Source organism: Pseudomonas sp. GW821-FHT04D07, from assembly GCF_059420225.1.
The window spans coordinates 396,853-409,819 of sequence record NZ_JBWKTH010000001.1; the positions used below are offsets into that span (position 1 = coordinate 396,853).

The 12,967-nt window shown below is 62.7% G+C and carries 13 protein-coding genes; 5 read left to right on the forward strand and 8 right to left on the reverse strand.

Going from position 1 to position 12,967, the window contains the following annotated elements; genetic code table 11:
• Positions 1–6: 6 nt before the first annotated feature.
• The gene (pyk, locus tag AC07T0_RS01840) at positions 7–1,458 is read right to left on the reverse strand and encodes a pyruvate kinase (protein WP_494999591.1); all 1,452 of its coding nucleotides are present in this window, start codon (positions 1,456–1,458) and stop codon (positions 7–9) included.
• 172 nt (positions 1,459–1,630) lie between these two features.
• Here pyk and AC07T0_RS01845 point away from each other — a divergent pair, with 172 nt between their 5' ends.
• Positions 1,631–2,005 carry a tetratricopeptide repeat protein gene (locus AC07T0_RS01845; protein WP_494999592.1) on the forward strand — a complete coding sequence of 125 codons (375 nt, stop codon included), beginning with the start codon at positions 1,631–1,633 and terminating at the stop codon, positions 2,003–2,005.
• A gap of 235 nt (positions 2,006–2,240) precedes the next feature.
• A complete protein-coding gene (locus AC07T0_RS01850) occupies positions 2,241–2,600 on the forward strand; it encodes a PilZ domain-containing protein (protein ID WP_494999593.1) in 360 nt (119 codons plus the stop codon).
• 25 nt (positions 2,601–2,625) lie between these two features.
• Here the strand turns inward: AC07T0_RS01850 and AC07T0_RS01855 are convergent, their stop codons facing one another.
• From AC07T0_RS01855 to AC07T0_RS01880, 6 genes are read right to left on the reverse strand one after another with little or no spacing between them, the layout of a single operon-like run.
• A complete protein-coding gene (locus AC07T0_RS01855; RefSeq protein WP_494999594.1) occupies positions 2,626–3,957 on the reverse strand; it encodes a DUF58 domain-containing protein in 1,332 nt (443 codons plus the stop codon).
• A 13-nt stretch (positions 3,958–3,970) separates the two neighbouring features.
• The gene (locus tag AC07T0_RS01860; protein WP_494999595.1) at positions 3,971–4,987 is read right to left on the reverse strand and encodes an AAA family ATPase; all 1,017 of its coding nucleotides are present in this window, start codon (positions 4,985–4,987) and stop codon (positions 3,971–3,973) included.
• On the reverse strand, positions 4,984–6,147 hold the full coding sequence (locus AC07T0_RS01865; RefSeq protein ID WP_494999596.1) for a DUF4350 domain-containing protein: 1,164 nt from the start codon (positions 6,145–6,147) through the stop codon (positions 4,984–4,986). Before AC07T0_RS01865 ends, AC07T0_RS01860 begins: the two co-directional genes overlap by 4 nt.
• A complete protein-coding gene (locus AC07T0_RS01870; RefSeq protein ID WP_494999597.1) occupies positions 6,144–7,679 on the reverse strand; it encodes a DUF4129 domain-containing protein in 1,536 nt (511 codons plus the stop codon). The genes AC07T0_RS01865 and AC07T0_RS01870 overlap by 4 nt, the downstream gene beginning before the upstream one ends.
• Positions 7,666–8,646, reverse strand: a complete 981-nt coding sequence (locus AC07T0_RS01875) for a stage II sporulation protein M (RefSeq protein ID WP_494999598.1) — start codon at positions 8,644–8,646, stop codon at positions 7,666–7,668. The genes AC07T0_RS01870 and AC07T0_RS01875 overlap by 14 nt, the downstream gene beginning before the upstream one ends.
• Entirely contained in the window at positions 8,643–9,368 is a 726-nt protein-coding gene (locus AC07T0_RS01880) for an RDD family protein (RefSeq protein ID WP_494999599.1), read from the reverse strand. The genes AC07T0_RS01875 and AC07T0_RS01880 overlap by 4 nt, the downstream gene beginning before the upstream one ends.
• A 171-nt stretch (positions 9,369–9,539) precedes the next feature.
• Between AC07T0_RS01880 and sbcB the strand changes: the two genes are divergently transcribed.
• The gene (gene sbcB, locus AC07T0_RS01885) at positions 9,540–10,976 is read left to right on the forward strand and encodes an exodeoxyribonuclease I (protein WP_494999600.1); all 1,437 of its coding nucleotides are present in this window, start codon (positions 9,540–9,542) and stop codon (positions 10,974–10,976) included.
• Between the two features lie 92 nt (positions 10,977–11,068).
• On the opposite strand, the gene mvaT is transcribed toward sbcB, so the two are convergent.
• Positions 11,069–11,446 (reverse strand): histone-like nucleoid-structuring protein MvaT, encoded by a 378-nt coding sequence (mvaT, locus tag AC07T0_RS01890; protein WP_494999601.1) that lies wholly within the window; start codon positions 11,444–11,446, stop codon positions 11,069–11,071.
• 350 nt (positions 11,447–11,796) lie between these two features.
• Here mvaT and purU point away from each other — a divergent pair, with 350 nt between their 5' ends.
• On the forward strand, positions 11,797–12,645 hold the full coding sequence (gene purU / locus AC07T0_RS01895) for a formyltetrahydrofolate deformylase (RefSeq protein ID WP_494999602.1): 849 nt from the start codon (positions 11,797–11,799) through the stop codon (positions 12,643–12,645).
• A 30-nt stretch (positions 12,646–12,675) separates the two neighbouring features.
• Positions 12,676–12,876 carry a hypothetical protein gene (locus AC07T0_RS01900; protein WP_494999603.1) on the forward strand — a complete coding sequence of 67 codons (201 nt, stop codon included), beginning with the start codon at positions 12,676–12,678 and terminating at the stop codon, positions 12,874–12,876.
• Positions 12,877–12,967 lie beyond the last annotated feature (91 nt).

Sequence of the window (12,967 nt, forward strand, 5' to 3'; positions counted from 1 at the left end):
CGAGGATCAAACCAGTGGGTCGCCCACGTGCAGGATCTTCATGCCGTTGGTGCCGCCGATGGTGTGGTAGCTGTCGCCCTTGGTCAGGATGACCCAGTCGCCTTGCTCGACTACGCCGCGCTTGAGCAACTCGTCCACCGCGGCCTGGCTGACTTGCTCAGGTGGCAGCGAAGCCGGGTCGAACGGCACGGTGTAGACGCCACGGAACATCGCCGCGCGGGCCTGGGTTTCACGGTGCGGGGAGAATGCGTAGATCGGCACCGAGGAACGAATCCGCGACATGATCAACGGCGTGTAGCCGCTTTCGGTCAGGGCGATGATCGCCTTGACGCCCGGGAAGTGGTTGGCGGTGTACATGGCTGCCAGCGCGATGCTCTGGTCGCAGCTTTCGAAGACCTTGCCGATCCGGTGGCTGGAGGTCTTGCTGGTCGGGTGCTTTTCGGCGCCGATACAGATACGCGCCATGGCTTGCACCGCTTCCAGCGGGTAGGCACCGGCGGCACTTTCGGCCGAAAGCATCACGGCGTCGGTGTAGTCCAGTACGGCGTTGGCTACGTCGGACACTTCGGCGCGGGTCGGCATCGGGTTCTGGATCATCGACTCCATCATCTGGGTCGCGACGATCACCGCCTTGTTGTGGCGGCGCGCATGCAGAATGATTTTCTTCTGGATGCCCACCAGCTCGGCGTCGCCGATTTCCACACCGAGGTCACCACGGGCCACCATCACCGCGTCGCTGGCCATGATCAGGCCGTCGAGGGTTTCGTCGTCGGCCACGGCTTCGGCGCGTTCGATCTTCGCCACCAGCCAGGCAGTACCGCCGGCCTCGTCGCGCAGCTTACGGGCGTATTCCATGTCGGCGGCGTCGCGCGGGAAGGAGACCGCGAGGTAGTCCACTTCCATTTCGGCGGCGAGCTTGATGTCGGCCTTGTCTTTTTCGGTCAGGGCCGGGGCGGTCAGGCCGCCACCGCGACGGTTGATGCCCTTGTGGTCCGAGAGCGGACCACCGATCAACACCACGCAGTGCAGCTCGGTGTCGGTCGCGGTTTCAACACGCATGACCACGCGACCGTCGTCGAGCAGCAGTTCGTCGTCGACGCCGCAATCCTTGACCAGATCCGGGTAGTCGATACCGACGACCTGCTGGTTGCCCTCGGTCAGCGGATGGCTGGTGGAGAAGGTAAAGCGATCACCGACCTTGAGTTCGATACGTTTGTTGGCGAACTTGGCGATACGGATCTTCGGGCCCTGCAGGTCACCCAGCAGCGCGACGAAGCGCCCGTGCTTGGCGGCGAGGTCGCGCACCAGCTTGGCACGAGCCTTGTGCTCGTCGGGAGTACCGTGGGAGAAGTTCAGACGGGCAACGTCCAGACCAGCGAGGATCAACTGTTCGAGAACTTCCGGCGAATTGCTGGCCGGGCCCAGTGTGGCGACGATTTTAGTACGACGAACGGACATGCAGAGACTCCTGAGTTCAAGCGCAGCGAAAGGCTACTATGGTCCTCGGCTGTAGTCATTGTTCATTTGCACTACTTTTCAGCGGATGATTTTTTTCGAATAGGTTGTTTGGCGAACACTCTGGAGATTTTCGCCATCGGGTCGATACACTAGCAAGAACAGGAGACCCCCCATGCGAATTTTGCTCGTTTTAGCCTTGGCCGCCAGTATGGTTGGTTGCACCCGCTGGTCGATGAACAGTCATCTGAACAATGCCTATCGTTCCTATGATCGCGGCAACTGTGAAGACGTCATGCTGCAGTTGTCTCAGGTCGATCGTGAGAGCCGCACCCGGCCCTATGTCCAGCCGGAAGTGTCGATGCTGCGTGGCCAGTGCCTGGAGCGACAGAAACTGTTCGTCGACGCGATACAGACCTATCAATTTATCATCGCCCAGTACCCTTACAGCGAATACGCATACCGTGCCCGGGCGCGCCTGGAAACCTTGCGGCAGTTGGGCCATGCAGATGGCGCCATGGCGGCGCAGCCCAGTCCCGCGCCGTTGTAGTAGCGTGGTTTTATGATGAGTGAAATAGAAACTGGCTCTCTGCCAGCTTTGCGCTAACATTCGAGTGTATGGTTTCAGTTTTATCAATTCTTTTGAATTGAAAGCCATGGCTCGGTAGAGGTTTGCGACAGGGCGATTTGCCGCTGTCGGCCGAGACCAAGGGAGGGCAGTGCCGTTCGTCTGCTCCGAAGCATTAGCGCAGCCATGCTGAATGGCCTTCACAGCGATCATTGCCATGCCTACTGACCGTCGAATCGAGCGGCATCAGCTGCCTTATTTTCTGCAAGTGTTCAATCGCCACACCGGCAAACCTATCGGCTACCTGGGCAATGTCTGCGAAGAGGGGCTGATGCTGATCAGTCAGTTGCCTTTGCTGGTCAAGGCCGAGTTCAAGTTGCAGCTCAAGCTTCCGCTCAGCGATGGCAGTCAGCAACTGGTTGATCTGACCGGCCGCTGCCTGTGGTGCCATGAGGAGGCGTCCCCGGGTTATTACGACTCGGGCTTCAGGCTGCTCGAGTCATCTGCGGAGTATCTGCAACTGGTCGCGGCGCTGCAGCATTACTTCAGCTTCCATCCGTTGGAGGCTTCCGCTTAGCGCGGGGCTTCAAGGGGCCGGGTTCCTATAAGGTTCCGGCTCTTTTCCAACTCAGGTAGCGGCTGACCAGATCGGCACCCAGTTCGCTCGGGCGGGCATCCAGCACCGGTACGCCATGGGCGGCGAGCCGTTCATGGAGGGTGGCCCGGGCATTCAGGTAATCCACCGTGCCGCAGTAGGCCAGGGCCTCGGTCAGAGTCTGCACCGGTGCCTGGCGCAACTGGTCGAGCACTTCCTCCCTGAGGCTGGCCACCAGCACCCGATGTTGCCGGCTCAGGCGTTTGACCGCCGTCAGCAGTGCCTCATCGTCGTCATCGCGCAGATTGGTCACCAACACCACCAGGGCCCGGCGTTTCTGTCGGGCCAGTAGTTGGCTGGCCGCGGCCTGGTAGTCCGCCGGGCGCTGGGTGCTGTTCAGGTCGTAGACACTGTTGAGCAGTACGTTCAGTTGACCCTGGCCCTTGACCGGGGCGAGAAAGCGCGGCTGCTCGCCGGCAAAGGTGCACAGGCCCACCGCATCGCCCTGGCGCAAGGCCACGTAGCTGAGCAACAGGCAAGCGTTGAGGGCATGGTCGAAGTGCGCCAACTCACCATCCTGGCTGCGCATCCGTCGCCCGCAATCGAGCAGGAAGACGATCTGCTGGTCACGCTCGTCCTGGTACTCCCGGGCAATCGGCGTGCGTTGCCGGGCCGTGGCTTTCCAGTCGATCTGGCGCAGGCTGTCGCCTTCGCGAAACTCGCGCAACTGGTTGAACTCCAGGCCCAGGCCGCGCCGCTGGCGCTGACGCACACCGAGCTGGCTGAGCCAGTTATCGACGGCCAGGAGCTGGGCACCGTAGAGACGGGCGAAATCCGGGTAGACACGGGTGGCATCGGCCAGTGCCAGATAGCGTCGCTCGGACCACAGCCCCAACGGGCTGGGCAGGCTGACTTCGCAACGTTCGTAGCGAAAATGGCCACGGCTCAAGGGCCGCACGCGGTAGGTCAGCGCGCTGCCTGCGCCCGGTTGCAAAGTGATGGCCTGGGGCAGGTTGGCGAACGCCAGGCCGGCGGGCACATGGTCGAAGAGCCGCACCCGCAGGGGCGTGGGGTGGTCGTGGCTGAGCTCGATGCGTACTTCGCCCCAACGGCCCAGGGCCAGGCTACCGGGCAGTTGGCGTTGCAGCCGCGGCGAGGGCAAGCGCCTGAGCCGGGCGGCGTCGAGCAGGCTCAACAGCAGCAGGGCCAGGAGCAAGCCCCAGCCAATCGAACCGAGGCGCCCGGGCAACTCGACACCCAGGGCCCTGAGCGCACCGAGGCCAATGCCCAGGGCGAGCAGGACGCCAAGCCAGATCAACAGCAGCCGTGAAGGTCTCATGGATGCGGACGCCTCACTGGCGCGGCGCCGGGACCTGGTCAAGCAATTGCTTGAGCACCTGGTCGACCGACAGTCCTTCGATATCCAGCTCGGGGGCGATCCGCACCCGATGCCGCAGCACGGCCAGGGCGCAGCCCTTGATATCGTCCGGGATCACAAATTCGCCGCCGCGCAGCAACGCCCGGGCCCGGGCGCCGCGGACCAGGGCGATGGACGCCCGGGGCCCGGCGCCGAGGGTCAGGCCCGGCCAACTGCGGGTGGCTCGGGCCAGGCGCACGGCGTAGTCGAGGACCTGCTCGTCCAGCGGCAATTCGCTGGCGATCCGTTGCAAGGCCAGCACGTCCTTGGCCTGCAACAGGGTACGCAGCGGCTGTACTTCGAGCATGTCGGCCTTGGTCGAGCGGGTCACCTGGCGGACCATGTCCAGTTCCTGCTGGGCATCGGGATAGTCCATGCGCAGCTTGAGCATAAAGCGGTCGAGCTCGGCTTCGGGCAGCGGGTAGGTGCCTTCCTGTTCGATCGGGTTCTGCGTGGCGAGCACCATGAACGGCTGGGCGATGGGCAGCGCGCGACCTTCGAGGGTGACCTGGCGTTCCTGCATGGCCTCGAGTAGTGCTGCCTGGGTTTTCGCCGGGGCGCGGTTGATTTCATCCGCCAGCAGCAGGTTGGTAAACAGAGGGCCCTTGCGCAGCTTGAACTGTTCGGTCTGCAAGTCGTAGACCGCATGACCAGTGACATCGCTGGGCATCAGGTCGGGGGTGAACTGGATACGCGCGAAGTCGCCGCCGAAGCAGCGGGCCAGGGCCCGCACCAGCAGGGTCTTGCCCAGTCCGGGGACACCTTCGAGCAGCACATGGCCACCGGCGATCAGCGCGGTGAGCACGTCATCGATCACCGTGTCCTGGCCGATCAGCACCTTTTGCAGTTCGTGGCGCACGGCCTGGGCCAACTGGCTGGCGCGATGACGTTGCTGCTGGGCATGAACCTCGGTGTCGACCGGACTGGTCGGTTCGGCTTGTTGTTCGCTCATAGGGCATTCCTGAGAGTTTGCAGGTGGGCGACCTGGCGGCTGAAGTCGACGCTGGAAAGGCGCTGCTTCGGTCGCGGGCGCAAGGCCTGGCTAATGGCGCTGGTGGGTTGGCGGGTCAGGCGCGCGAGCACCTGCCATTGTTCGGCAACGCCGAGTCGTTCGAAACCGGGGTGGCGTTTGCGCGCCCGGCGCAGGATGTCCTGTTGCAAGGCTTGGAGCAGGGCCTCATGGCCGCTGCGGCGGAGCAGGAAATCGGCGCTGGCCCGCAGGTGTTCCTGCAATTGTCGGCGTGCCCGCGAGGCGGGCGCCTGCAACGGCCCCTGGCGCAGGCCGACATGCCATAGCCACAGGCCGAGGAGCGCGGCGAGGGCCACCAGGGCCTGGGGGAAGTAGCGCCACAACAGCGTCAGCAGGTTGTCGTGCTCGGTGTTGAACAGCAGCGTTACCTCGCTGTCCTGGGCCAGGTACCAGAGCAGCCAGGCGTTGTCGTAGCGGCCGATGGCGCGGTTGGTCCAGAGCTCGGCGTCGGTCAGCACGGTGACGCTGCCGGCGCCGTAGTCCAGTTGCATCAGGTGGGTGGAGGTCGCGCTGTTGGCCCAGGATTGCGCCAGGTCCTTCGGGTCGGACAAGTGGAACTCGGTGTCGAAACTGAAGTAGGCCGGGGCGTCCTCGTCTTCCAGGTACATGCGGGTCAACAGGGGGTAATGCTCGTCTTCCGGTTCTGGAGCGTCGCCCTTGAGGTCGTTGCTCAGAAGTTGACGCAGTTGCACGCGGTCGAGCAGCAGGTCGCCGCTTTTCCCGGTCCTGGGGTCCCACAGGGCTTCGGCGACGAACAGCAGGCGCCCGCCGGCCCGGGCCCAGTTGAGCAACTGGTCGGCCTGGCGCGGGGTCATGTTCGAGCGCTCGCCCAGCAGCATCAGGCTCCGTCCGCGAGGGTCGAGGCTGGGGAGGATATCCAGGCTGTTGGCATGGCTGACCTGCAGGCCACGCCCACGCAGATACTGTTCGGCGGCCAGGTAAGGGTTGGCGCGGGCCTCGGGCGAGGGGCCGTGATCGATGACCTCGGTGTAGGGCGTGGCCTTATGGTAGAGATAGAGGCCGCCACCGGCGAGCAACGCCAGCAGCGCCAGGCCGATCAGCCAGGAAAGACGCCGGTTCATCGGACGGCCCCCGGACCGAAGAGTTGTCGCCAGCCTTCACACAGCGCCTGTTGCTGCTGGGCCGCCGGCAGGCGATGGCCGTAGGCGAGGTTCTGCCAGTGGCCGGTCAGTTCCTGGCTGAAGGCCTGCAGGGCCGGTTCGCGCAACTGGGCGAGCCGCTCCAGGACCTGGCCTTCGGTATCGGCGCTCTTCAGGGGTAATTGATAGTCATGCAGCAGGCGACTGAGCAGGCCACGGTAGAGCAGGCTCATGGCTTCGCGCGGCTGCTGCGGCCACAGCGCCTCGGCGCTGGCGGCGATATCGTCGGGCAAGGTGTCGATGCCCAGCGCCAGGCCAAACAGTTGCGGCGCGGCGCTCGGGATGGGCTTGGCGCGCGGCTTCGGGCGCAGGCCAACGAAGGTCCGCAAGCCATCCCGATAGCGCCAGGCCAACCAGACCAGCAAGCTGAACAGCACGGCCCAGAGCAGAATCTCCAGGCCTTGGGTGAGGGTGCCGGCGATGCGGCTGTCAAAACGTTCCAACAGGGCCTTCAGCCAGCCGCTGGGGGGTTGGCCGTGGCGTTCGCTGGAAGGTTCGCCCAGCCGCCAGCGGGTGACGGTTTCCGGGTTCTTGAACGGCGGCGCCTGCAACAACGCCTTGATCGCGTCCTGGGACGCCTGGCTGGTCAGCGGTTGCTTGAGCAGCCGTGGCGTGTTCGGCGCCGGCGGCTCGGCGGCCATCAGCGGTTGCGCAAAAGGTATCGACCACAGGCCGACGCCGAGCAGCAGCGCGGTGACCACCGGCAGCAGGCGTTGGCGCAGCTGGCGGAAAATCAGTTCGATATCCCAGGCCTCCAGCACGGTCCTGCGGTTGAGGTAGAGGCTGAAGCCGCAGGCGATATAGATCGGTTCCCAGAAAATCAGGATCAGTGCGTAGAAGGCGTTGCTCAGGTGCTCCAGCCAGAGCCACTCATGCTGGGCGGCGAACAGCAGTTTCTGCCAGTGCCAGTCGATGTCGATCTGCCGCGGCAACAATAGATAGAACACCGCCATCAGGCCGATCCACAGGACATATTCCAGGTGCACGCCGATCAGTGTCAGCCAGCGCGCTGCGCGCAGGCTCTGGGGCAAAAGTACCCGCAGGCGCTGTTGGCGGGCTTGCCCGGCGAGGCCTTCAAGCTGTTGCACCGGCAAGGTGAAGCTGCGACTCAGGCTCAGGCGGCGCCAGGTCAGGCTCGCCAGCAGTTGCGGTTTGAGCAGGCGCGGCCAGGCCTTGAGCGCCTGTTTCAGGCTGGGGGTATCACCGAACAGGGCCGTGGACAGGATATACAGCGGCAAACGCTCGAATGCCGGTTTCAACCACCAGAACAGCAGCAGGGCGATTGAAGGGTGTTCCCAGAGCAGCAGGCTCAGCAGGGCGAAGACCGGCAAGGTGACCAGAGCCCAGGAAGCCATCAGCAAGCCGCGATGTTGCTGGGCCAGCAGCACGCCGAGGTCCATGGCTTCCCAGGTGCTGCGGGGACGAATGGCGACGCTGGCGTCAGTCAGGCGCATGCTTGCTCCGTCCGGCCAACAACAGATAGGCGCCCACCAGCAGCCAGAGTCCAGCGCCCAGCGCATATTTGATCCGCGGTGCGAGCTGGCTCATGGAGGACCAGTAGGCTTCGATAAAGGCGGCGATCAGCAGGAACAGGATCACTCCGCCGACGATCTGGATGCTCTTCTGCGCACCCAGGCGCAGGGCCTCGCCGCGGCGCAGGCGGCCTGGCGCCACCAGCGCCCAGCCCAGTTGCAGGCCAGCGGCCCCGGACAGGACGATGGCGGTGAGTTCGAAGGCGCCGTGGCCGATGACAAACGACCAGAAGGTCTGCCCGTAGCCGATCTGGGTCAGGTGGCCGGCCACCGCGCCGATGGTCAGGCCGTTGAACAGCAGGAAGAACAGGCTGCCCAGACCGAACAACAAGCCGCCAGCGAAGGTTTGGAAGGCGATGCCGATGTTGTTCATGATGTAGTAGCCGAACATCACCCAGTTTTCGCTGGAAGCCCGCGCGACACTGCGTCCCAGGGTGCTGGCAGCGGGGTCGTACATGGCCTGCATGTCGGCGACCTGTTGCGGGCTGACGATGCTGTAGACCAGGTCCGGAAACAGATAGATCAGCACCCCGGTCAGCCCCAGGCTGGCGAAGAACAGCACCCCGGCGACCAGGACGAAGGGCCATTGTTCGCGCACCAGGCGGGGGAAACCGGCGAAGATAAAACCCAGTACCGAGGCGCCGAGGTGGCTACGGTGTCGATAGAGTTGCTGGTGCCCGCGCAAGGCCAGCTGTTGCAGGGTATCGACCAAATGGCTGCTGTAGCCGCGCTCCTGGGTCAGGGCCAGTTGTTGGCAAAGGCGTCGATAATGGGCGGGGAATTCGCGCAGGTCGACGGCTTTCGCCTTGCCGCGTTCCATCTGCTCGAGCCAGTGGGCAAAACGTTGCCACTCGGGCTGATGGCGGCTTTCGAAGAGACTCTGTTTCATAGCGGCCCCAGCAGTCCATGGGCAATCCCGTTCAATTCTGCCGCGGCCCGGGACGCCGGCACGCCCAGGGGCGTCGCCAGCAGCGCCGCCAGTTCCCGGGTGCGTTCGGCGCTGAGGTCGCCCTGGCGTTCGGCGAAACTCAACACGGCGCGCTGTTCCGCCAAACGCAGGGCGAAAGGCGCGGCGCGCGGTGTCGCCTGGGGCAGGCTGGGACGCGGCAGCGGTTGTTCGCGATAGACCACCAGGGTACCGCCGGCCAGGTCGCCGAGGCGCTTGAAGGTCGGGTGCTGCAGGCAACTGATTGCACCGAGGAAATAACCGAACGGCAGCATGTCGACAAAACGCAGCAGGTTACGGGTCAGGGAGGCGGCCCAGCCGATCGGCGTGCCATCGTCATGGACCACCCGCAGGCCCATCATCTGCTTGCCCGGCGAGCGGCCCTGGTTCAGCACTTCGAACAGCACCATGTACCACCAACTGACCAGGAACAGCACGATCGAGCCGAGGCCCAGCCCCAGCTTGCCCAGCAGCATCAGGCTGCTCAGCAGGACCCCGAGCAGCACGCCGCGCACGCCCAGGTCGATGGCGAACGCCACTGCCCGCACGGGCAGGCCGGCCGGGCGCAGGGGCAGGTCGATGCCTTCCGGGGTTTCGACCCGGTAGTGAGTGTCCAGGGGGATTGGCAGCGCAGTCTTCCTTGTCGGTGCTGAAATCGACGGCATAGTGACAGGTCCTTGCGGACAGAGGCCCGATCCTAGCCAGCGGCGCCTGGCTAAGCAACTTAACTCTGTAATGAACGGTATCGAAGTAGTAGCGTCAAGTTGTTACGGGATGCTGGTCCGAGGGGGCGCTGAGCGCCTAGACTGCGTCGGTCTTCTGTTCAGGAACCCGCCGTGACCTCTATCTTCTGGTACGACTACGAAACCACCGGGATCAATCCGCGCTGTGATCGCGCCTTGCAGGTGGCGGGTATCCGGACCGATGCCGAACTCAACGAGATCGATGAACCGGTCAACCTGTATTGCCGGCCGAGCGAGGATATCCTGCCGCACCCGGCGGCTTGCCTGATTACCGGCATCACCCCGCGGCAACTCGCCGAGCAGGGCTTGGCGGAGGCCGACTTCATGACCCGGGTGCATGCCCAGCTGGCCCTTCCGGGGACCTGCGGTGCCGGCTACAACACCTTGCGGTTTGACGACGAAGTCACTCGTTACAGCCTGTATCGAAATTTTTTCGACCCCTATGCCCGCGAATGGCAGGGTGGCAACAGCCGTTGGGACCTGATCGACGTGGTACGGGCGGCCTACGCCTTGCGTCCGCAGGGGATCGTCTGGCCCGAGGAAGACGGGCGGGTGACCCTCCGGCTCGAACGCCTGACCGCGGCCAATGGGATCGATCATGGTCACGCCCACGAAGCCTTGTCCGATGTGCGTGCCACCATTGCCCTGGCGCGGTTGATTCGCGAGAAACAGCCGAAGTTGTATGACTGGCTGTTTCAGTTGCGTAGCAAACAGCGGGTCATGGATCAGATTCGTCTGTTACAGCCCATGGTGCATATCTCCGGACGTTTCTCCGCCGCGCGCCATTACCTGGGTGTTGTCCTGCCGTTGGCCTGGCACCCGCGTAACCGCAATGCGCTGATTGTCTGTGATCTGTCGCAGGATCCGCAGCCGTTGTTCGACCTGGATGCCGAGACCTTGCGCCAGCAGCTTTACAGGCGTCATGAGGATCGTGCTGAAGGGGAACTGCCAGTGCCGCTCAAGTTGATTCATGTCAACCGTTGTCCGGTAGTGGCGCCACTGAAGGTATTGCGTGGCGAAGATCAGCAGCGCCTGCAGTTGGACATGGCGCTTTATGAGGCGCGCCGCCAGCAATTGAGTGACACCCAGGAAGTTTGGCGGGATAAAGTCCAGGCCCTTTATGCCGGTGAGGATTTCGCTCCCAGCGAGGATCCGGAGCAGCAGTTATACGACGGTTTTATCGGCGACCGCGACCGGCGTTTGTGTGAGCAAGTTCGCAGTGCCGACCCCGAGCAGTTGGCGCGTGGGCAATGGCCTTTCGATGATGAACGTTTGCCGGAATTATTATTCCGTTACCGGGCGCGTAACTTTCCCGGCAGCCTGAGTGAAGAAGAGCAACAACGCTGGCGGACATTCTGTCGACAGCGTCTGAGCGAGGCGGCCTGGGGGGCACCGAATACCCTGGCGGATTTTACCGAGCACCTCGTGAAGTGTTTACCGAATGCGACAGTGGCGCAGCGTCAGGTGCTGGAGCAGTGGCAGGACTATGCACAATCGTTGTGCGCGCGCTTTAACATGACGGTCGGTTAAACACCTCGGCGATTAAATGACAGGCAATAAAAAACGCCAGCGAGCTGGCGTTTTTTTGGAGGGTCGCGAATAACGTCCGTGACCGGCCTGGCTTAGCCCAGCAGGGTAGCCCAGCTTTCAACCACGTCGCCGCCCCACTTGGCTTTCCACTCTTTCAGAGTTTTGTGGTTGCCGCCTTTGGTTTCGATCACTTCACCGTTGTGCGGGTTTTTGTATTGCTTGACCTTGCGTGCGCGCTTGGTGCCGGTGGTTTTCACGGCGCCGCGTACGGCTTTGCCTGCTTTGGCCTGTGGGTCCAGAATGTTGATGACATCTGGCAGCGCCTTGTTGTACTCGCCCAGCAGAGTGCGCAGTTTGCTTTCAAATTCCATTTCTTTTTTCAGCGCGCCGTCTTTTTCCATTGCGGCCATTTCGGCTTGCAGTTGTTTGATGGCTTCCTGGGTGGCGTGGTATTTCTGGATCAGGGACATGGACACTACCTTATGTTGAGTCAGGGCGACAGGGGTACAGTGACGCAATAGTAGTCAGAGTATTTGAGCAAGTAAACATTTAATAGGCGGTTTATTGCATTTAATTTGAAACTTAGGCACGGCGCTTGTCAGCGACTTAGATGTTTTCGGCAGGGCGGCCAAGAGCGCTCTTGTTGTGCCGATGTTTGAATTATCGGCGCGTGGCGCCGGGTCACTCGGGGAAAACCCACTACAGATGAGGGGAGAAAGCCATGACCGGCGGGAGTGGGGCGCCTGTGCAACGAATACTGCAGTTTTTTCGCGCACTCGCTAGAATGGTGACCTTTGCGAAGTTCTGGAGTTTCCCCCTCATGCGCACTTTCCGGCTGGTGATTGCCTGCCCTGACCGCGTTGGCATCGTTGCCAAAGTCAGTAACTTTCTGGCGTCTTACAACGGTTGGATCACCGAAGCGAGCCATCACTCCGACAACCTCAGTGGCTGGTTCTTTATGCGTCACGAGATTCGTGCCGACAGCCTGCCGTTTGGCCTGGACGCCTTTCGTGAGGCGTTTGCACCGATCGCCGAGGAATTTTCCATGACCTGGCGTATCACCGATACCGAGCAGAAGAAGCGTGTGGTGTTGATGGCCAGTCGTGAGTCCCATTGCCTGGCGGACCTGTTGCACCGTTGGCACAGCGAGGAACTGGATTGCCAGATCGCCTGTGTGATTTCCAACCACGACGACCTGCGCAGCATGGTCGAGTGGCACGGTATTCCTTATTACCACGTGCCAGTGAATCCACAGGACAAAGAGCCGGCCTTTGCTGAAGTGTCGCGCCTGGTCAAGCACCACGAGGCCGATGTGGTGGTACTGGCGCGCTACATGCAGATCCTGCCACCGGACCTGTGCCAGGCGTACGCGCATAAGGTGATCAACATCCATCACAGCTTCCTGCCGTCGTTCGTCGGTGCCAAGCCTTATCACCAGGCGTCCCTGCGGGGCGTGAAGTTGATTGGGGCAACTTGCCACTATGTAACCGAGGAGTTGGATGCCGGCCCGATCATCGAGCAGGACGTGGTGCGTGTAAGTCACAGTGATAGTATCGAGGACATGGTGCGTTTCGGTCGCGATGTCGAGAAGATGGTGCTGGCCCGTGGCCTGCGTTATCACCTGGAAGATCGTGTGCTGGTGCACGGCAACAAGACCGTGGTGTTCTGACTGCCCGTTGACGGGCCTGGGGGCGTGGCGATGAGCGATCCACTCGACAAGGCGACCGCCAAGGCGCCACCGACCGTGGGTGAAGGCTGTCTGAGCCGTTACGACAGCGACGCCATGACCCCTGAAGACGGCACCGAGTTTCCCGGTGCCGCCGAACTCTGGCAGCAATTGCAGGAAGAAGAGGCCAAGGCCGAAAACTCCCACTGCCGACTACCGGGCGATTCCAGTTAAGCCTGAAGGCATAGTGCATATCTTGTGTGGGAGCGGAGCTTGCCCGCGAAGAGGCCCCTGAGAGCGCTAAAAAACTCGCGGGCAAGCTCCG

Coding starts and splice junctions, on each gene's coding strand:
- AC07T0_RS01845 (WP_494999592.1), top strand. CDS start 1,631: ATGCGAATTTTGCTCGTTTTAGCCTTGGCCGCCAGTATGGTTGGTTGC.
- AC07T0_RS01855 (WP_494999594.1), bottom strand. CDS start 3,957: ATGAGACCTTCACGGCTGCTGTTGATCTGGCTTGGCGTCCTGCTCGCC.
- AC07T0_RS01875 (WP_494999598.1), bottom strand. CDS start 8,646: ATGAAACAGAGTCTCTTCGAAAGCCGCCATCAGCCCGAGTGGCAACGT.
- AC07T0_RS01880 (WP_494999599.1), bottom strand. CDS start 9,368: ATGCCGTCGATTTCAGCACCGACAAGGAAGACTGCGCTGCCAATCCCC.
- AC07T0_RS01870 (WP_494999597.1), bottom strand. CDS start 7,679: ATGCGCCTGACTGACGCCAGCGTCGCCATTCGTCCCCGCAGCACCTGG.
- AC07T0_RS01865 (WP_494999596.1), bottom strand. CDS start 6,147: ATGAACCGGCGTCTTTCCTGGCTGATCGGCCTGGCGCTGCTGGCGTTG.
- AC07T0_RS01860 (WP_494999595.1), bottom strand. CDS start 4,987: ATGAGCGAACAACAAGCCGAACCGACCAGTCCGGTCGACACCGAGGTT.
- AC07T0_RS01850 (WP_494999593.1), top strand. CDS start 2,241: ATGCCTACTGACCGTCGAATCGAGCGGCATCAGCTGCCTTATTTTCTG.
- mvaT (WP_494999601.1), bottom strand. CDS start 11,446: ATGTCCCTGATCCAGAAATACCACGCCACCCAGGAAGCCATCAAACAA.
- purU (WP_494999602.1), top strand. CDS start 11,797: ATGCGCACTTTCCGGCTGGTGATTGCCTGCCCTGACCGCGTTGGCATC.
- AC07T0_RS01900 (WP_494999603.1), top strand. CDS start 12,676: ATGAGCGATCCACTCGACAAGGCGACCGCCAAGGCGCCACCGACCGTG.
- pyk (WP_494999591.1), bottom strand. CDS start 1,458: ATGTCCGTTCGTCGTACTAAAATCGTCGCCACACTGGGCCCGGCCAGC.